This window comes from Pseudoalteromonas sp. Isolate3 (genome assembly GCF_022398505.1).
Taxonomy (GTDB): Bacteria; Pseudomonadota; Gammaproteobacteria; order Enterobacterales; family Alteromonadaceae; genus Pseudoalteromonas; species Pseudoalteromonas apostichopi.
This window is the reverse complement of the sequence record NZ_JAKEVN010000079.1, coordinates 1-20024: the sequence shown is the minus strand read 5'-3', so window position 1 is coordinate 20024 and position 20024 is coordinate 1. Positions and strand designations below refer to the sequence as shown.

The window sequence follows — 20024 nt, the reverse complement described above, 5'->3', positions numbered from 1 at the left end:
GTATAGACAAAAAACCCAGCTTTAAGCTGGGTTTTTTATTTAGGTTTTAAAGTAATTTACTTTATACCAAGTTTTTATTTTCTAAATATACGACGTGCTGCTGCAAATGGTAATAGCAGTAATGCATACCAAGGGAAGCTTGCTGATTGACGCTCGTATTGCTCAACCTCTTCAGCTTGACACTCTTCAACATTGCCATCAATTGGTGTTAACTTAACAGCAACTGCAACACTTTCGTATTCGGTATTGCCGTTAATATCTACAACAACATTGCCAAATGAATCTGTCTTTTCAACTGTTTTAGTCGCAACACCGAAGATTTCGTTATTGTTGTTAATTGCCTTTGCTTCAGCAACCGTATATTTAAAACGAGTCTCACCATCTTCTTCGAAACACGGTAATAAATCGTTTAAGTTAACAATTTTATCTTCACCAATGGTGTACATGAAACCTTCACGACGACGAGTTGACGTATTGTAGATATCTGTCTCGCCTTCACCAACTACAATACCATTATCATTGATATCGTTTGCTAATGAGCTAGAGCTCGAGAAGTAATCCGTTGGGAAAACAACACTGTCGCTTTTCTTGTCATAGTAAAAGAATTTTGTTCTGTTTGTGCCGTCAATACGTTTACTTGCATAACCAACTACAACGTCATCGTTGTTAACAGCTAAAGGCTGACCTGAGATCCAATCATCTTCTTGATCAATAAACTCATTTACTTCACCATTTTCGAAGATAACAGGCATTGTAATTCGCGTATCTCTGCCTTTGTATCGAACATCAGAAGTACCGACGATTAAGCCACTTTCATTGATCGCAATTGCGTTGCTACGAAAAGCGAAATCTTCGTCATCTTTCGGTGTTAAGCCTAAACCAAGCATCTCAGTGTTAGTAATGTTTAAATTGCTATCTAACGTCCACTTCACAGCCTGTTTATTATAGATACCTGTTTTATATTGACGATTATATGATTCCACACAATCAGAAACAGGTTCATCTTCGTTATCGCATTTATCTTCAATATCTTTTAAAGGGTCAGCAGCAATGTTCGTTGATACTGTACCTACAACTTCGTAACCATTGGCAGTCTTGACAATATCATTCGCCGAACTAACACCACCAAAATCATCAAATTCAGGGGCAAGTTCAACTTTTACACCATCGGCTGAGATTACGATGGCACGACTGATAAAATCTCTTAAGAAATGCGTTTCTTCTTCGTCTTCATCTGTTTGAGTAAACGATGTTTTCTCATAGGGTGCACTACCCCAACCTACCATCACACCATCATCTGTTACAGCATTAAGTAAGTTAGAAGTCGAGCGCGTTAAACCATCAAAATCAACTGACTGCTCATCAAATAAAACTTGCTCTGTCGAACCTTCTGCGGTGTAACGTGTTGCGATTGCACTTGATAGCTTTTGGTATTCTGAGTCAGTTGCACGTCCAGTTAAAAAACTAACCATGAATGCATGAGCATCAGCGTTAGTATTCACTGCATCGTTGTTCTCAATGTCATCTAACGTAAATGTGATTTCTTTATCAATTAATTCAAACTGTTTTTTAGCGGTATCATAGGCGTCTTTGATCAACGAATCCGTAAAATCGATATAAGAGATATCTACTGGTAACTTGTAAAGACCATTTGCTAAACCAATAATGTGTCCATTTTCACTAACATCTGTAATGTAGTTAAACTTCGCGCCCTCGATTCCACCTAATTCTTCTAATTTATAGGTTGCACTCATCGCTGAGGTACTTAGGGTGGCTAAAATACTGGCAGCGAGTAATTTGTATTTCATTTTAATCCTTACTACTGATTCTTTAAATCTTCGAGTTCTTCCCAGCGCTCAAAAGCGGCTTCAAGCTCAGACTCTAACTCGGCTAAATGGTTCAATGCTTCTGTTGTAATTGCAGCATCTTGCTTAAAAAAGTCAGGGTCATTAACCACAACTTGCTGAGCGTCTAACGCTTTTTCAAGTTGTTCCACTTTACTGGGTAATTCTTCTAATTCAAGTTTTAATTTGTAAGAGAGTTTATTACTTTTCTTTGGTGTATTATCTTGGCTAACAACGGCTGGCTTTTCTTGCTTAATTTGTTGCTGTTGTTGTTTTTCTTGCTCAGCTAAATGAGCGGCGTATGCTTCATAGTCGCTGTAACCGCCAACAATGTCTGTGATCTTGCCGTTCCCCTCAAAGGCCCATACAGAGTTACAGGTATTATCAATAAATTCACGGTCATGGCTAACTATCAATACGGTGCCTTGGTATTGGTTAATAATCTCCTCAAGGAGCTCTAACGTTTCGATATCAAGGTCATTGGTTGGCTCATCGAGTACAATAATGTTAGATGGCTTTAAAAATAGCTTTGCTAACAATAAGCGATTCTTTTCACCACCAGAAAGTGCTTTTACAGGCGTACGAGCCCGTGCCGGAGGAAATAGGAAGTCTTGTAAGTAACCTAACACATGACGAGAACGACCGCCCATCATCACTTCTTGCTTGCCTTCAGCAACGTTGTCTTGCACTGTAGCTTCTTCATCGAGCTTTTGGCGGTATTGGTCAAAGTAGGCAAATTCTAAATTAACACCTTGTTTAACACTGCCACTATCTGGAACTAAGTCACCAAATAAAATTTTCAGCAGCGTTGTTTTACCTATACCGTTTGGTCCAACAAGACCAACTCGGTCGCCCCGCATAACAAGCGTCGAGAAATCTTTCGCAATCACTTTGTCTTTAAATGCATGACAAATGTTTTTAGCTTCAAACACCAACTTACCAGAACGATCAGCAGTTTCAATGTTGAAATCAGTTTTACCAACTTGATCTACACGTTGCTTACGCTCTTTACGTAATTCTTTTAGTGCGCGTACTCGCCCTTCATTACGTGTTCTACGTGCTTTAATGCCTTGACGGATCCACGTTTCTTCTTCAGCTAAACGTTTATCAAACAGTGCATTCTGTGTTTCTTCTACTTTTAAATCATGCGCTTTTTGCTCAAGATAAGTTGCGTAATCACCAGGATATGAAACAAGCTTACCACGGTCTAAATCGAGAATACGAGTAGCAACTGCACGTATAAACGCACGATCGTGAGATATAAAAACGATACCGCCTTTAAACTCTTTTAAAAACTGCTCAAGCCAAATAACACTACTCATATCTAAGTGGTTAGTTGGCTCATCAAGTAACAGTAAGTCGGGTTCACTAACCAAAGCTCTTGCTAGAGCAACTTTACGTAGCCAACCACCCGATAATGATTCAAGTTTGGCCTCTGGCTCCAGCTCTAAGCGAGATAAAACTAATTGAATACGGGTATCAAAACGCCAGCCATCAACTGTTTCCAATTCATTAGATAAACGCTCTAATTTGTTGAGCAATTTATCGTTATAGTCTGTTTGCATTTGATTACTAACGTGGTGATATTCTATCAGTAAGTTAGCAATATCTGGCATGCCTTGAGCAACATAATCAAATACTGAACCTGCTGCCCCTTTGGGGGGATCTTGCTCTAGACGAGAAATACGAATACCGCCTAATTGGTTGATTTCGCCATCATCCAATGTCACTTGGCCATCAAGTACTTTTAGTAGTGTTGATTTTCCTGCACCGTTACGGCCAACGATACATACACGCTCACCTGACTCAATAACGGCATCGGCATCATCTAGTAGCGGATGTGTACCATAAGCGAGTTGCGCTTTGGCTATTCTGATTAAATCCATCGTGATTACTACTCTTATTCTTTATTATCAGCAATAAATTGCGCTAACTGCTCAGCATCAAAAGGCCAGAATAATTTCTCACCTTGATGAGCTTCAACAACCGGAATACTGGTTTGGTATAGAGCAATCAGCTGTTCACTGTCCATAATGTCTTTTGCTACAAACGAAGCGTTTGCAGCAATTAATAATTCATCGGCCATTTCACACAGATGACAGCCATCACTGTGGTACAGGGTAAAATTAGCCATGGGTAATAAGCCAACTATTATGGATTTGCTTATTACGCTTAAAGTCTGGTGATAGAGTCTTATCTGAAATGTTTTCTGCTTTTAAACCCAGACCCATTAGCCCTACTTCATCCATGCTAAAGCCACGCTTATTATTTGAGAAAATAAGCGTACCGTTCGGGCTTAAGATTTTCTTAACCCACGTAAGTAATTTAATGTGATCGCGTTGTACATCAAATGCATCTTTCATACGTTTTGAATTTGAGAAAGTCGGTGGGTCTAAGAAGATTAAATCATATTGACCTTGAGCATATTCAAGCCATTTCAAGCAGTCAGCTTGTTCAAAACGATAGCGGGTATTACTTAAGTCATTCAACGCAAAGTTCTCTTGCGCCCACTTTAAGTAAGTTTTTGACATATCAACGGTGGTGATAGCTTTAGCACCACCTACTGCCGCATGCACAGATGCACTGCCAGTATAAGCAAACAAGTTTAAGAAACGTTTGCCTTGCGAATTTTGTTGAATATATCGGCGTGCCAAACGATGATCTAAAAATAAACCAGTATCTAAATAATCAAAAAGGTTAACTTTAAATTTAGCACCAAACTCTTCGACGACTTGAGTGCGATTTTGTTTTGATACTTTAGTGTATTGCTCTTCACCTTTTTGTTTTTTACGCACTTTAACTGCGATATTTTCAGGTGCAATTGCTAACTGTTCAGCAGTCAGGCTTATGACATCCTGTAGGCGTTTTTGTGCCGTATTATCATCAATTTCTTTCGGTGCAGCATATTCAAAAATAACAGCTGAGTCATCATAAACATCAACAGCTACGTTATATTCTGGAATATCAGCATCATAAACGCGATAACAGCTCACTTCATTTTGTTTTAACCAGTTCTTTAAGTTTTGCTTGTTTTTCTTTAAGCGGTTTGCAAATGCCGTTGAGCCTTCAAAATTAAGTGCAGGTTTGTCTTCTTTGCTTAGCTCTACTTGTTTATCGTCTAGTTGGTATAGATTTAAAACAACATCTAACGGGCCATTTTTGAACTTATAGCGTTTTAATTTAACAAGTTTTAATAATTTAAATAGGCTTTCGTCTGTGCCTAATAAAGCAAGCTTCCAATGGTTAAAGTGCTTTTTAAAGCCCACACCTAAACTACGGTGTAAGTTAACCAGCTCAGCCATTGAACCTAAGCGCTCACCATAAGGTAAATTTGAAATCACCACTCCTGGTAATTTCGCTACAGAGGTTAACTTAGTCGCATCGCTTTGTTTAAATTTGATCACATTACCAAGGTCTGCTCGCTCGGCGTTTTCCTGTGCTTTTGCAATCACACCGCCATCAATATCATGGCCAATAAGCCATAACTTTGGATCTGTAATTTGAGCAGTTAATTCAGCTTTTAACTCTTTATATTTTTGAATACGAAAACTTGGCAAGCGCTCGAACGCGAAACCTTCACGGAATAACCCCGGTGCTTCATTGCGTGCCATGCTGGCTGCTTCAATTAAAATGGTACCAGAACCACAACATGGGTCGAACAAAGGTTGCTGTACGTTTTCAAGCCAGCCACTACGTTTTACAAGAGCTGCAGCTAAATGCTCTTTAATTGGAGCCTTGCCTTGATCTTGACGATAACCACGTTCAGACAAACGAGGGCCAGAATAATCGATATAAAGCGCGACCCCTTGGCGGTTCAATCTAGCTACAACACGAACATTGGCGTTGTATTTATCAACATCTGGGCGCTGCTCGAATAAATCCGCAAAATAATCGACAATCGCATCTTTAACAACGAGACCTGAAAATTGCGTATTTTTTAAGTCGTTATTAGTACCGCTAAAATCAACAGCAAAGGTTTGTTTAGGACCAAACCATTCTTGCCAAGGCTGCAAGCGTGCAAATTGATAAAGGCTGTCTTTGTCTTTTACGCCTTCTTTTTCTTCTATCAGCATCATGATACGAGTGGCAAAGCGACTCGATAAACAAATCTTTTGTGCTAATAAGCTATCAGCTTCAAAACGTACAGAGCCCACGGTTTGTTTTGAGACTTCTGCACCGAGTGCTGTAAGCTCATCAACAAGTAAATTTTCTATTCCGATAGAAGTAAGTGCGATAAATTGCAAAGTAAAAACCCTTAAATGCTAATTGCGCAGGATTATAGCATAGCTTGGCGAACAAAAACGCCAACATTTGCAGGGATATTAGGCAGATTTAAACTGTTTTTGTTGAATATAAACAGGATGGATACGGTTATTTAAAACCTTAATGGCTTCAAACTGCTCAAGTGATAGATTTTCGTCTAATTGAAAATGTTGACTTAAGTTAATACACACTGAGGCTTCACTTGAATGGTCGACAATTAAAAACTCACCCTCTTGTGCTTGTGAGCACAACTTCACTACAGCTTCAACACTTGGTTGGCTGCCGTGATACTCATGAAAAAACCAACTTTTTGCAAGTACTGGCTTTAAATGAAATTTTACCGCTGTGGCATTAAGAGCAATTTGGCAAAGCTCTGCAGGATTCCATAATGAGAAAGTTTCGAGGTATTGATAAACTTGCTGATAAAAAGCAGCATCTTCAAGGCTAAAATTTGGTTCTTTTAGCACAGCATCGGTAAGTTGGCGAAGTTTATAAGGCGTGCACAGTTGCATATCTTGGTCAAGATCAACCAAAAGACGATTGTTTTTCGCACAAGCAAGCCATTTCCATTGCTTAGATGCTTGTAACATGTCTCCTCCCTAAAAAATAAATACTGTGCGCTTAATCATAAATTATAACTAAAGCAGACCATTAATAAAATGATTTCTTAGAACATTTTATTAATGATCAATTGCTTAGATAACTGATCCTTATAAGCCATTTAGGATCGTTTTTACCAATTCCGGACCTTTATAAATAAAACCAGTGTAAACTTGAACTAGGTCTGCACCTGCTGCAAATTTTTCTTTTGCCGACTCGGCATCGTCGATACCACCCACACCGATAATCGGTAGTTTACCTTCGGTTAAGCGCTTAAGCTCGCTAACCACGTGGGTTGAGCGCTGACGAACTGGTTGCCCAGATAAACCACCCGCTTCATTTGCGTATTGTTGGCCTTGCACCAAAGCGCGCTCAAGAGTGGTGTTCGTGGCAATAACGCCATCGATCTTATTGTTGATCAATGATTCACTTACTTGAGCAATTTGTACTTCATCAAGATCTGGGGCGATCTTAACCAGCATAGGTACATGTTTGTTATGCTTTGCAACTAAATCAAGTTGTTCGTTCTTTAAGCTTTGTAGTAAATCATCCAGCGCTTCACCGTATTGCAAGTCGCGTAGACCAGGGGTATTCGGTGAAGAGATATTTACCGTAATGTATGATGCATGTTCGAACACTTTACGCATACAGTGGATGTAATCATCTTTACCCTGCTCGTTTGGTGTATCTTTATTTTTACCAATATTGATACCTAAAATTCCGTCATATTTCGCCGCTTTAACATTGTTAACTAGGTTATCAACACCCTTGTTGTTAAAACCCATGCGATTAATAATCGCATTTGATTCAGGTAGGCGAAAAATACGTGGTTTATCGTTACCAGCTTGAGGACGTGGGGTAACAGTACCTACTTCAACAAAACCAAAGCCCATTTGCGAAAATGCATCAATACACTCTGCATTTTTATCTAAGCCTGCTGCTAAACCTACCGGATTTTTAAATTCTAACCCCAAAAAATTTACAGGTTTATTAGGGACAGATTGAGACCACGCAGCACTCAATGGCGTATGAGCAAATCGTCGTAAATTATTAAGTGCAAATTCATGAGCCCACTCCGCATCACGGGTAAACATAAAACGGCGAGCTAGATCATAAAACATGGTTTGTTCCTCAGGTAAAATAAACAAGGTAGCCGTTTAAAACGGACCATTGCAAATTAAGGGCAAAAAAATACCCCAGCGAGCTGGGGTATGTATTTTAACGACTTTTCACTTATTTGGAAGTGTCACAGTTGTGGCTTAGCAACATTAGTTCACGAAGTGCCACTGAGAACTTCGCAAAATCGTGGCTTTGCGATGTTTTGAACTCAGATAACATCTGCTTCCAACGTTGTAATAGTAGATCTTGATTATCCATCCACTCATCAATTTGTGCATCAATGTCTTTGCTATCTGCTGCAAAGCTATTAAGTACCACAGCTGATAATGTACGTTGTTGCCAATCCAGCTCTTCACGGTATGACGCACGAGCAAGTGCTTGCCAGTGGTTCGCAACCGGTTGGTTAGTGATTTGGTCAAGGAACCAATGAAGGCCCATACGTGCACCCAACTTGAAGTACGTATTAGAAACCATATCAATACTACGCTCTGAATTATTTGCAATTTCAGCTAAGTCCATTACAGAGAATAAGCTTGATAGTGAAACTATGCGTGTCGCTAGTTCTTTTGGCACATTGCTGTCAATTAACTTGTCAGCTGCTTTAACTAGACGCTCGCTCTCTTTTTCAACCATATAGCTGTTTAGGTTTTCACTTAAATCAGCAAATGTTGGTGCGAAGAATTCAATTGCTTGCTCAATCGTTTGTGCTTTATTGCGATGACGTAAGAACCAACGTGTTGCACGACGAACCGTACGACGTAACTGATATAGCATTTCTGTTTGCACAGCTGCTGGGATCTTATTATCAAGCGCAACAATTGATGACCACGTTTCTGGCATCTGGAACACTTCTTTTGCAATTGAGTAGCAAAGTGCGATTTCAGCTTCATTCGCACCTGTTTCTTCTTGCATACGAACCATAAAGTTAAGGCCCATATCGTTAACGATATTATTCGCAAGTTTAGTTGCGATAATTTCTTTACGAAGTGGGTGGTTATCCATTGCATCGTTGAACTTCTCACGAAGTGGCACTGGGAACGACTTAACTAATAATTGACGGTAGTATGGGTTTTCAGTGATTTCATCAACCACTAGAGACTCTTTAAGTACCATCTTCGCATAAGAAACTAATACAGATAGCTCTGGACGAGTTAAATCTTTACCCGCTGCTGCGCGCTCTGCAAGTTCTTCATCAGTTGGAATAAACTCGATTGCACGGTTTAACTTGCCATCTTTTTCAAGTGCGTGGATGAAACGTACTTTTTCTTTTAGCGTCGACGTACCTTTTGATTGAGTAATCGATAAGGTATGCGTTTGACGATAACAATCTTTTAATACTAACTCAGATACTTCATCAGTCATTGAATAAAGTAGCTCATCACGTTGTTTACGCGTTAAGTCACCTTCTGCAACTAGACCATTAAGTAAAATCTTAATATTAACTTCGTTATCTGAACATGCTACACCACCCACGTTATCAATGAAGTCAGTGTTAACACGACCGCCTTTTGCAGCAAATTCGATTCGACCTAATTGTGTTGCACCTAAGTTACCGCCCTCGCCTAAGATCTTCGCACCAAGCTCAGAACCATTAATACGAAGTGCATCATTCGCGCGGTCACCAACATCAGCATCAGTCTCTTTAGAGTGCTTGATGTAAGTACCGATACCACCATTCCAAAGTAAATCAAACTCCATCATTAGTGCTGCTTTGATTAACTCATTAGGTGTCATGCTCGCTTTCTTAGTGCCGAGCATTTTCTTCATTTCTGGGCTTAAGCTAATTGATTTAGCCGCACGAGAGAATACACCACCACCTTGTGAAATAAGGTCTTTGTTGTAATCTTCCCAAGAAGAACGCGGTAGATTAAATAAACGTTCACGCTCTGGGTAAGATGTCGCTGCATCTGGGTTTGGATCAACAAAGATGTGCATGTGGTTAAACGCTACTTGTAAGCGAATGTGCTTAGAAAGCAACATACCATTACCAAATACGTCACCCGCCATGTCGCCGATTGCCACAACAGTGAAATCAGTTGTTTGACAGTCAATATCCATTTCACGGAAATGACGTTTAACAGATTCCCACGCACCTTTTGCCGTGATACCCATTTTCTTGTGGTCGTAACCTACTGAGCCACCTGATGCAAATGCATCACCTAGCCAGAAGTTATATTCATTTGCGATGCCGTTAGCGATATCAGAGAAAGTCGCAGTACCCTTATCGGCAGCAACAACTAAATACGGGTCATCTTCATCATGACGAACAACATCAACTGGTGGCACAATTTCACCACGTTCAATGTTATCTGTGATATCTAATAAACCACGGATGAAAATCTTGTAACACTCTTGGCCTTCTTTGAAGAATGCTTCACGCTCTGTTGGTAGCTGTTTACATACGAAACCGCCTTTAGAACCAACTGGTACGATAACCGTGTTTTTAACTTGTTGCGCTTTAACAAGACCCAGTACTTCAGTACGGAAATCTTCACGACGGTCTGACCAACGTAAACCACCACGAGCAACTTTACCACCACGTAAATGCACACCTTCAACGCGCGGCGAGTATACGAAGATCTCGAACGCAGGAAGTGGTAATGGCATTTCTGGGATCATAGAAGGTTGCACCTTGAATGATACGTAAGACTTAAATTGGCCATCCGCTTCTTTTTGGAAGAAGTTCGTTCTTAGGGTTGCATTGATCATATCAACGTATAAACGGATGATACGGTCATCATCCAGGTTTGCTACGTTTTCTAGTTCAAGATTTACTTGTGCAACTAGCTTCTCAAGAGCCTTCTCACTACCTGGGTTCTTAACAGAGAACTTTTTAGTGAATAAGTTAACGATTTGCGAAGCAATATGTGGGTAATTGGCAAACGTGCTTTCGATGTATGTTTGCGAGAAAGTTACACCAATCTGACGCATGTATTTAGCGTATGCACGAAGAATAGACGCTTCACGACCTGTTAAGCCACCCATTAATACTAAACGGTTGAAACCATCGTTTTCTAATCGGTTATTCCAAACATTAGTCAGTGCGGCACGGAAACGTGCTGATACTTTATCAAAATCAGCAATGCCCTTATTGTCAATTAGCATGGTGAAATCCATGATCCAATTAACTTTACCGTCAGTCGTTTTAACTGAGTAAGGTGTTTCACCCACTACGCGTAAACCAAAATTTTCTAACATTGGCATTACGTCAGATAAGTGGATTGGCTCATCTTTATGGAATAAGCTTAAACGAACAACGTTGGTATTTGCTTCTTCTTGTGGACGGTAAAACAACATTTCTAGTTTGTTTTCGTCAGTAAGAAGTTCTAGTTTTTCAATATCAACAACCGCAGCACTTGGTAAAACCTGATCTTTATACGCACTTGCAAACGCTTGTGCATATTTACGGTTTAGTTCTTTGCCGCGTGCTTCACCTGCACTTTCAAGTAGTGCAGATTGGAGTCTATCTTCCCAAGTACGGGCAGCTTCAATTAGGTTGTTTTCGATGTCTTTCACGTTATATTCAATATTATTGTCAGTCACACGCACCGTGTAATGTGTACGGGCTAATGTTGACTCAGAGAAGAAAGTAGTAAATTCGACTTTTTCGTCAGAATTAAATGCATTGGCTAAGATACGTTGCGTTTCACGACGAAGAGCCGTGTTATAGCGCTCACGCGGTACATATACCATGCAAGAGAAGAAACGGCCATATGCGTCTTTACGCACAAAAATACGGCACATATCACGCTCTTGTACTTGTAATACGCCCATGGCAACTTCAAGTAGATCAGCTTCACGTGCTTGAACAAGTTCATCACGTGGATACGTTTCTAAAATATTTAATACCGCTTTGTATGCATGAGTGCCTTTTGCAAAGTCACACATTTCCATAATGCGGTTAATCTTACTTTTCAGTACAGGTACATCAGCGGCGCTGTTGTTATAAAAGCTTGATGAGAATAAACCAAGGAAACGGTCTTCACCAATTACATTGCCCGCATCATCAAAACGCTTAATACCCACATAGTCGATATACGCAGGGCGATGCACACGAGATACTGAATTTGTTTTCGTTAAAATTAATAAATTGCTGCTACGTGCTTCTTGGCGAGCTACTTCAGGTAATTCTGAAAGTAAACGGCTATGCTCTTCATCTGTGTTTTTCATTAGACCAAGGCTAGTGCCCTTTTTACCTTTTAACTGGTAATCACCTTGCACTGGCGAAAGTTCATACTCACGGTAACCCATTAGCGTAAAGTTATCCTTTGCTAACCAGTCTAAAAATTCTACCGTTTCTGCAACTTCGCTTTCGTTATTATTATGATGGCGTTTTGGTAAGTCTTTCGTTACCGCAATAAGTTTTTCACGAATTGGCTGCCAATCTTCTACAGCAATAGATACGTCAACTAACACACTCTCAAGTTCTTTTTTGAAAGACTCAATGACTTTTGCATCTGTTTGACGATCAATCTCGATAAAGAACACAGTTTTTGTCGACGTTGATTCTTGCTCAGCTTTTAAGCTTGAAATACCGGTGATTTTAGCGTTTTTATCACGTTGGATTTTCAGCGGAGAGTGAAGTAATAAGTGAGAAGCGATGTTTGCGCGGGTCATGGCCATGCGCACAGAATCAACTAGGAAAGGCATGTCTTTCGCGATGATTTCAACAATAGTGTGCGATGACTGCCAGCCATCTTTTGCTACTTCAGGATTGAAAACACGGACAACCGCGTCATCAGAATTATTTTTTTCTAGCGAGTTCCATAGGCTTAGTGCAGCGCCATATAAGTCACTATCGTTGCGATGAGCCAAATCCTCTTTAGACATATTGCTGTACAAGGCTTTGGCGAATTTCTCAACGAGTAACACATTATCAGCGTGAACTTTTTTCTGGATCAGCTTACAGACATTATCTAAGATAACCGAGGCTTGCCCTTCATTTCGTGTCATTGTATGTTCCTTAATCTATACTACTTATCGATTAGTAGAATATTTGTACAGCCATTTATTAGCGTGGAGTCAGGTAAATTCTAACTCTTTTACAGCTAATAAACAGCCTTTTCGATGAAATCATTTTAAGCTTTTCAGCTATTTGGTCATCTATTCACAAAATATAGATATAAATGGCCATTACTGGCCATATTGGAGCACAATTATTCACATTATTTTTTCTGGTCAGTCCAGAGGAAGCTACCAATTGCAGGTAAAAGTAGTACTGCACCCAACATGTTAACCAAAAACATGAAGGTCAGAAGAATACCCATATCCACTTGGAACTTCAGATCAGAGAAAATCCATGTGCTAACACCAATGGCTAAGGTAATACCTGTGAACAGCACTGCACTACCACGCTCTACTAATGCATTACGATAAGCTACTTCCAGTGCCACACCTTGTTTTAGCTGCCCCATCATTGATGAAAGTATGTAAATCCCGTAATCGACACCAATACCAACACCTAAAGCGATAACTGGTAATGTCGACACTGTTAAACCTATTTCAAGTTGTACCATCAACGCTTGCGCTAAGGTTGATACGATGTACAGAGGTAATACGACTGCAACCGTAGCCTTAACACTTCTAAAGCTAATTAAGCATAGCAGGATTACGGCGCCGTAAACGTAAAGCATCATAGGTAACTGTGCTGCAGATACAGACTCATTCGTTGCAGCCATTACACCGACAGGGCCTGACGCTAGCTTAAACTTTAATTCATCGGTTTCTTCAGCCTTAGCAAACTCTTTAACTTTAGCTACCACATGGTCAATAGTTTCTGCTTTGTGGTCATTTAAGAAAATAATCACTGGCATTACAGAGCAGTTACCATCGAGTAAACCTGAGCTTGTTTCGACGCGCGATGTTGCTTGCACTAAACTGGCGGTATTGCGCGGCAGACTCTGCCATTTTAAATTACCTTCGTTAAAGCCGGCATTCACTGACTGTGCAACAGAACTTAAACTCACTGCTGATTGCACCCCTTCAACGTTTTCCATCTGCCATTGGAAACGACTAATACGCTCCATAACATCATGCTCAGTACACGCAGCAGGATACGCTTCTACAATCACTTTTAGAATATCTGATGAAATGGTGTATTTATCAGAAATCAAAAAGGTGTCTTGGTTATAGCGGGCATCTTGGTGCAAAGATGGCGCACCAGCATGTAAGTCACCAATACGCATTTTGTCAGCTTGCCAGTAACCCACTGCAAATAACATAGCCGTAAAGACGATAATAAAACCAGCTGTTTTACGATCAGTAGCTTTTACTAATAGCTCGCGTAACTTATCTAAGAAATTTGGTTTATCTGTGTGAGTACCTGCTTGAATATGCACAGTGCCTTCAAAGCGCATATAAGATGCCCATACAGGTAATAGAATCAGGTTAGTGAAAATAATTACCGCCACACCTAAACTCGCTGTGATGGCAAGTTCGCGAATAATACCAATATCAATGGTTAGTAAAGTTAAGAAACCAATTGTGTCAGATAACAGTGCGATACCACCTGGGATCAGAAGTGCCCTGAAGCTTGCCTGACAGCAAACCCGAGTTGAACTACCTGTTGACACTTTTTTACCGATGTCATTAATCATTTGCACACCATGGCTTACGCCAATCGCAAACACTAAAAACGGCACTAGAATTGACATAGGATCTAAACCAAAGCCTAAGGTCGATAACAAACCTAACTGCCAGACAACCGCAATGATTGAACACGCAATCGGTAAAATCGTCAGCTTTAAGCTTTGACAAAATAACCAAACCATCACGAATGTGAAAGCAATCGCAATAGCAAAAAATAACAGTACGCCTTTAGCCCCCTCAGCTACATCACCTGCCATTTTTGCAAAACCAATGATATGGATACTGACTTTATCAGTACTGAGTGGATCACGGACTTGCGTTTCTAACTTTTCAGCAAACGCTAAAGTGTCTAGTTTTTCTTGTGTTTGCGGGTCAGTTTCGAGTAATTGGGCTGTCACCATCGCGCAAGAGTAGTCACTGGCAATCATGCGGCCAACCACTTTTGCTTTTTCGATGTTTTCTTTTACAACCGCAAGACCACGTTTGTCAGCGGTAAAGTTTGCCGGAATAATTGGACCGCCAGCAAAACCATCTTCAACCACTTCAACAAAACGCGCACTCGGTGCAAAGATTGAATTTACTAATGGACGATTCACACCGGGAATAAAATAAAGCTGGTCATGAACTGCTTTAAGTTGGGTAAAAAATTCTTCATTAAAAATATCACCGTCTGCATCACAGACTGAAATCAAAATACTGTTTGCACCACCAAATTGTTTTTCGTGTTTGGTGTAAACCTTCATATAGTCATGATTGAGCGGAATATTTTTATTAAACGATGCGTCTAATTGAATTTGTGTTGCTTTGAATAATAAAAAACAGGTGATCAAAGCAAAGGAAATAATTGCGAATAAGCGATGACGAAACACCGCTCTTTCTAAAATATCTAAAAAACCACGCATTACGGATTCAACTCCTTCACTTTAATGCCATTTTCTGAAGCCATAATTAGTTTGTCTTGAAACACAACACCATCAAGTAACGATTTACCATCGGCCATTTGTTCTTCTGTAAGTTGGTCATTCTTAATATGGAAAATCACCCCACTGTTAGCAAATAATAGCCACTGGTTGTTGTAGTTAATCGCGCTATTAACGGTTGCATAATTGTCGTGTGGTATTTGCTGCCACTGTTCACTGCCAGCTTGGCGAGTAAAAATGTTGCCTCTAAGGCCTGCAACTAGGTCTTCTCCACCTTGATCTGCAGTTGACGCAAACGTAAAGAAAGAGCCCATATAGATCTCTTCAAGACGCTGCCATGTTTGTCCATTGTCGAAACTTTGTGCCATTAACCCCATTTCACCAGCTAGGAATAAGCTATTATCGGTTTTAACAATACGATTAAAATGTGGGAGTATTGAAGCGGTTTCAATTTCATACCCTTCTGGATCACTGTCTTTTAAATCATTGAGGTATTCACGGTCTTCCTCAAATAATAGACTATCTAAAAAACGTTTCTGCCAAGTTTGGCCACCATCATTAGTTTCAAAAAACATGCCATAAGCACCTACTGCATAACCATGCTCAGCAGTAGTAAATAAAATATCTAAACATGGCTTATCCATGTTTGGTAGAGACTGCTGTAATTGCCAGGTTTTTCCTGCATCCTGTGTATTAATGATGGTTGCATCATGACCACAGGCCCAGCCTAAATCGCTATTATAAAAATCAACTGCAGTGAGTAGTACTTGGGTCGGTACACTCGCTTGTTGCCAAGTTTTAGCATCTGTACTTGTAATAACCACACCATGTTTGCCAACAGCAACAAGATTTGAGCCAGCTAGTTCAATGTCGGTGAGTAGAGTTTTGTTTGCGTTAACAGCGCTAATAGCTTGTTGCGGCATAGGCATGTCTTGAGCAAAACATGAAGCACTATAAGCAAGACAGGCATAAAGCAAATACTTCATAAAGATAAATCGCCTTCGAAAAGATAAAAAAGAGAAGTCAAAAAAGTCACTGGGAAACCTATTGCGTGTACTGATGACTTACGCGAATTGCAAAAGGCACCTGGAGTCAGGTGCCTTAATTTTATTAACGACCTTCGCGGCGTAATGCGCTTGAAGTAAACTCGTTATCGTTGAATGATTGTGAGAAATCATACATTTTTTCTTGATTATCTAAACCAATTGCTAAATAACGACGAGAGTTAAGGTCATGATAAACTTCTAACGTACTCCAATGAGTCGGTACTTCATAGTAGTTAAGACCATGAGCCATCGCTACACGATACATTTGATCGCGGTTATCATAGATATCCGTTACATGTACTTGCCAGCTATCTTCATCAATATAGAAAACACGTTTCTTATAAATATGACGAGTACCCTCTTTCAGGTTCGCTTCAACAACCCAAACACGGTGTTTTTCATAACGAACATGCTCAGGATTGATATGACCTGCTTGTAAAATATCATCGTAGCTTAGTTTGTCGCTGTGAAGCTTGTAGCTGTTATAAGGAATATAAAGCTCTTGCTTACCTTTTAATGTCCAGTTGTAACGATTCGGAGAACCGTTGAACATATCAAAATCATCAGTCGTACGTAAGCTGTCAGCTGCTGTTCCAGGTGCATCATAGGCAACATTAGGTGCACGACGAACACGACGCTGACCTGAATTGTATGTCCATGCTTGGCGTGGCGTTAATATTTGGTCCATGGTTTCATGAACTAGTAACGCAGTACCTGCAAGACGAGCAGGCTCAGTTACTTTTTGCTTAAACTTAAACAAGATATTAGATTCTTGTAGTTTCTCTGGCGTTGCTTCAGGTGATGAGTATTCAACTAATAGTTGCTCATCAAAACCTACATAGTTGTATGAACCTGACGCTGTCGGTGCTGCTTGACCACCAGAGCGCGCAATTGATAAACCACGGAAACGTAGTAAGTGGTTCCAAATAGCTTCTAAACCATCTTTAGGAATTGGGAACGGAACACCTACAGCGGTATTTTTAATACCGTTACCACCTTCTACTAACTCAGCTGTCGTTGCATATTTTTTAGTTGCATCGTATACAAACTGAGGATAAGACGCACTACGACGAGTTGGGTAAATATTCATCTTGAACGTATCAGGATACGTGTTGAATAATTCAACTTGACCTGGGCTCAAGTAATCTTTGTACTGGTCAACGTTCGATTTATCAATCGTAAATAAGATTTTATCATCAGCAAACGGGTCAGGATGATGCATACCAGGCTTATAACTAGCAGGTGGTTTTGTTATACCACCAGTCCAAGCCGGAATAGAGCCATCTTTGTTTGCTGCTTTTTCTGCGCCAATAGGCGTTAAATCATTACCTAAACGAGCCGCTTCATCAGCGGTAATTTTTGCAAGTACACTTGAGCTTGCGAAAACGCCACAAAATGCTGCTGCGATGAGGGTAGGTTTTCTAATAATCATAATTTACCCTTAGATTGAATATTTAATATTGAAAGAAACATAATCGCGGTCAGAGAAAGTATTCGTTGCGCCACCACCCCAGAACGAGTTGTAGCTAAAGTCGAATGACCACGCATTTTGATAGTTGAAGTTCATGGTAACACCGAGCGATTTACGGTCTTCAACAAATAAGAACATTGGATCAGGTGTAATACCATTTACATCGTGCGAGAACACAAAACGTGGCGAGAAGTTAACACCGCTAAAGAAGTTATAATAATCACCTTTGGCAATTAGGCGATAACCCCATGCAGAAGCCGTTGGGAATGGATTCGTTTCAGGACCGTTTGAAAGACCTAAGTGTAGCGTTGAATAATCATCGCTTAATGGGCCTTGCATGATACCGCTTCGACCAGTACCGGCAACGTTTAAACGAAGCTCATCGTAATCTGGCATATCATTAATACGTACACCACCAATTTCACCAACTACCGCCCAGCTATCAGCACCTAGCGAAGGACCAAATAAATGCGTTGCAGTAAATTGTAATTGTGCCGTGTTACGAAGAATAAAGCCTTGTGCAACTTCACCTGGACCTACAACACTCGTAGCATCGCCTAAACTCATTTGTGAAATACCAGCAAAGTCAGGACGAATACCTGCAACCGCTAATTGCTCAGGCATACCCGCGTAAAGTAACTCTACGTCATCAATTTGTAGTGGTTCGTCTTGACGGAATGCAAATTCACCAGCAAGCGCTGTTTCACCGACTGATGTATTAAAGCTTAGACCATAAAGCTTAATATCTTCAGGGTATTCTAGCTGTCCTTTAGTAAATGCTTGTAAGCCTGTTACATTATCTTCTGTGATTTCTGTCGTTAGTAACATACCGATATCGGCAGCTATTGCCGCATCAGTAAAGTTTGATACTTGACCCGAAATTACTGGGCGACGACTATGATAGTTAATGTGGTATAGCGCTACTTCGGTGTCGTTTAATTCAGGTAAGTACATACCTAGGCGTAAGCCATATTGACCACCGTCATCAGGTTCGTTTTTACCTGCAGAACCTTTGCCTTTTAATGCCACTTTGGTCGGGTAAGCTAGGTACATTTGTGCCATCATTGCTTGACCTTGTGCTGATGTAGGATCAACACCTTGCGAGCGAACAATGTCATCTAAATTATTTAAGCTTTCTGTTAAGAATGCTAAATCAATATCTGGGTTAGAGGTGAAGCCCAGTTGTATATTTTGCTGATAACCATTTTCAGACGCGAAATCGTTAGTCGAGAAATATGTACCTGCCGCAGGAAGACGTGTTTCATGCCATTCATACTGGTAGAAACCTTCTAGCGTTAAATTATCTGTAATACCGAGAGATGCCCAAAGCATACCTACAGGTATGAACGCTTCTTTTAATTCTGCACCAGGGGCTTTTAATCGATCGATATCAACTGGGTTTACGTTGATACCATGCGAAATCAGAGTACTCTCACCCCAGTTAACAACTTGTTGGCCTAAACGAATAGACAGTGGGTTACGACCTTCATTTAAATCAAAGTTTGCCCATACATAGGCATCGAGTAAACGTAAATCAGCACACACTTGTTCTTTTGTGTCGTCATCATCACATGGATCAACTTTATTGCCTGAAGTTGGATTGCTATATGCGTAATCACCATCCATCAACGCAAAGTCGTAGAAGTACATAAAGCGAGTGAAGAAACCAAAGTTATCTTTGCTGATTGATAGCTCGTGGTTACCTTTTAATAATTTTGAAAATGAATCACCACTATCAAAATTAAGATTACCTGCATCACCATTATTTGAATATGCACCTGGTTGGTTCCATACATCAGCAGAAGAATAGATTGGATTTAAAGCAGAATGATAACCCGTCCAATCGAATGAAGGGTTATTACTTTTACCTATATGTTTGAAATCTCGGTCTTCAACACGAATACTTTGGCCATAAGAGAAATTAGAGTCAAAACGTATGTCAAAGTCACCTAATTCAAAGTTTGCCGCGTGCAAAGATGTGCTTGAGAGTCCGAGTGTAGCCGCCGCGAGTCCCAAAGCTATTTTGTTTTTAACAAAAAGCGATCGTTTTATCATTGTGTTCATCCCCCTGTAACGGGTTGTTTTGTGATCAAATTGTTGTTTTTAGTATCTTTCTAACGATAGAAGCGAAACAGTAAAATTACAATATAGAACGCGTTCAATCGGTTAATAT

General features: G+C 40.2%; 11 protein-coding genes. All 11 read right to left on the bottom strand.

The window, feature by feature from the left end; all coding sequences use genetic code 11:
• Positions 1-74: 74 nt before the first annotated feature.
• The 11 genes from L1D46_RS14475 to L1D46_RS14425 all read right to left on the bottom strand — a co-directional run bounded on the left by L1D46_RS14475 (position 75) and on the right by L1D46_RS14425 (position 19906).
• Positions 75-1808: a DUF3466 family protein gene (locus tag L1D46_RS14475; RefSeq protein ID WP_239977742.1), complete on the bottom strand. Its 1734-nt coding sequence runs from the start codon at positions 1806-1808 to the stop codon at positions 75-77.
• An 11-nt stretch (positions 1809-1819) separates the two neighbouring features.
• Positions 1820-3730, bottom strand: a complete 1911-nt coding sequence (locus L1D46_RS14470) for an ABC transporter ATP-binding protein (RefSeq protein ID WP_130051405.1) — start codon at positions 3728-3730, stop codon at positions 1820-1822.
• Positions 3731-3744: 14 nt separating this feature from the next.
• Positions 3745-3978, bottom strand: coding sequence for a glutaredoxin family protein (locus tag L1D46_RS14465; RefSeq protein WP_239977741.1), 234 nt, complete (start codon positions 3976-3978; stop codon positions 3745-3747).
• Positions 3971-6088, bottom strand: a complete 2118-nt coding sequence (gene rlmKL / locus L1D46_RS14460; protein WP_130051403.1) for a bifunctional 23S rRNA (guanine(2069)-N(7))-methyltransferase RlmK/23S rRNA (guanine(2445)-N(2))-methyltransferase RlmL — start codon at positions 6086-6088, stop codon at positions 3971-3973. The genes L1D46_RS14465 and rlmKL overlap by 8 nt, the downstream gene beginning before the upstream one ends.
• 78 nt (positions 6089-6166) lie before the next feature.
• Positions 6167-6697 (bottom strand): cell division protein ZapC domain-containing protein, encoded by a 531-nt coding sequence (locus L1D46_RS14455; protein WP_130051402.1) that lies wholly within the window; start codon positions 6695-6697, stop codon positions 6167-6169.
• Positions 6698-6817: 120 nt separating this feature from the next.
• Positions 6818-7828 (bottom strand): quinone-dependent dihydroorotate dehydrogenase, encoded by a 1011-nt coding sequence (pyrD, locus tag L1D46_RS14450; protein ID WP_239977740.1) that lies wholly within the window; start codon positions 7826-7828, stop codon positions 6818-6820.
• 112 nt (positions 7829-7940) lie between these two features.
• A complete protein-coding gene (locus L1D46_RS14445; protein WP_239977739.1) occupies positions 7941-12779 on the bottom strand; it encodes an NAD-glutamate dehydrogenase in 4839 nt (1612 codons plus the stop codon).
• A gap of 212 nt (positions 12780-12991) precedes the next feature.
• Positions 12992-15316 carry an MMPL family transporter gene (locus L1D46_RS14440; RefSeq protein WP_239977738.1) on the bottom strand — a complete coding sequence of 775 codons (2325 nt, stop codon included), beginning with the start codon at positions 15314-15316 and terminating at the stop codon, positions 12992-12994.
• Positions 15316-16320, bottom strand: coding sequence for a YCF48-related protein (locus L1D46_RS14435; RefSeq protein ID WP_130051398.1), 1005 nt, complete (start codon positions 16318-16320; stop codon positions 15316-15318). The genes L1D46_RS14440 and L1D46_RS14435 overlap by 1 nt, the downstream gene beginning before the upstream one ends.
• 124 nt (positions 16321-16444) lie before the next feature.
• Positions 16445-17809 carry a DUF1329 domain-containing protein gene (locus L1D46_RS14430; RefSeq protein ID WP_130052285.1) on the bottom strand — a complete coding sequence of 455 codons (1365 nt, stop codon included), beginning with the start codon at positions 17807-17809 and terminating at the stop codon, positions 16445-16447.
• A 12-nt stretch (positions 17810-17821) separates the two neighbouring features.
• Positions 17822-19906 carry a DUF1302 domain-containing protein gene (locus L1D46_RS14425; RefSeq protein WP_130051397.1) on the bottom strand — a complete coding sequence of 695 codons (2085 nt, stop codon included), beginning with the start codon at positions 19904-19906 and terminating at the stop codon, positions 17822-17824.
• Between the last annotated feature and the right edge of the window lie 118 nt (positions 19907-20024).

Excerpts from the sequence above, each read along its gene's own strand:
- pyrD (WP_239977740.1), bottom strand. The coding sequence starts at position 7,828 with ATGTTTTATGATCTAGCTCGCCGTTTTATGTTTACCCGTGATGCGGAG.
- L1D46_RS14445 (WP_239977739.1), bottom strand. The coding sequence starts at position 12,779 with ATGACACGAAATGAAGGGCAAGCCTCGGTTATCTTAGATAATGTCTGT.
- L1D46_RS14435 (WP_130051398.1), bottom strand. The coding sequence starts at position 16,320 with ATGAAGTATTTGCTTTATGCCTGTCTTGCTTATAGTGCTTCATGTTTT.
- L1D46_RS14440 (WP_239977738.1), bottom strand. The coding sequence starts at position 15,316 with ATGCGTGGTTTTTTAGATATTTTAGAAAGAGCGGTGTTTCGTCATCGC.
- L1D46_RS14455 (WP_130051402.1), bottom strand. The coding sequence starts at position 6,697 with ATGTTACAAGCATCTAAGCAATGGAAATGGCTTGCTTGTGCGAAAAAC.
- L1D46_RS14465 (WP_239977741.1), bottom strand. The coding sequence starts at position 3,978 with ATGGCTAATTTTACCCTGTACCACAGTGATGGCTGTCATCTGTGTGAA.
- L1D46_RS14475 (WP_239977742.1), bottom strand. The coding sequence starts at position 1,808 with ATGAAATACAAATTACTCGCTGCCAGTATTTTAGCCACCCTAAGTACC.
- L1D46_RS14470 (WP_130051405.1), bottom strand. The coding sequence starts at position 3,730 with ATGGATTTAATCAGAATAGCCAAAGCGCAACTCGCTTATGGTACACAT.
- L1D46_RS14425 (WP_130051397.1), bottom strand. The coding sequence starts at position 19,906 with ATGATAAAACGATCGCTTTTTGTTAAAAACAAAATAGCTTTGGGACTC.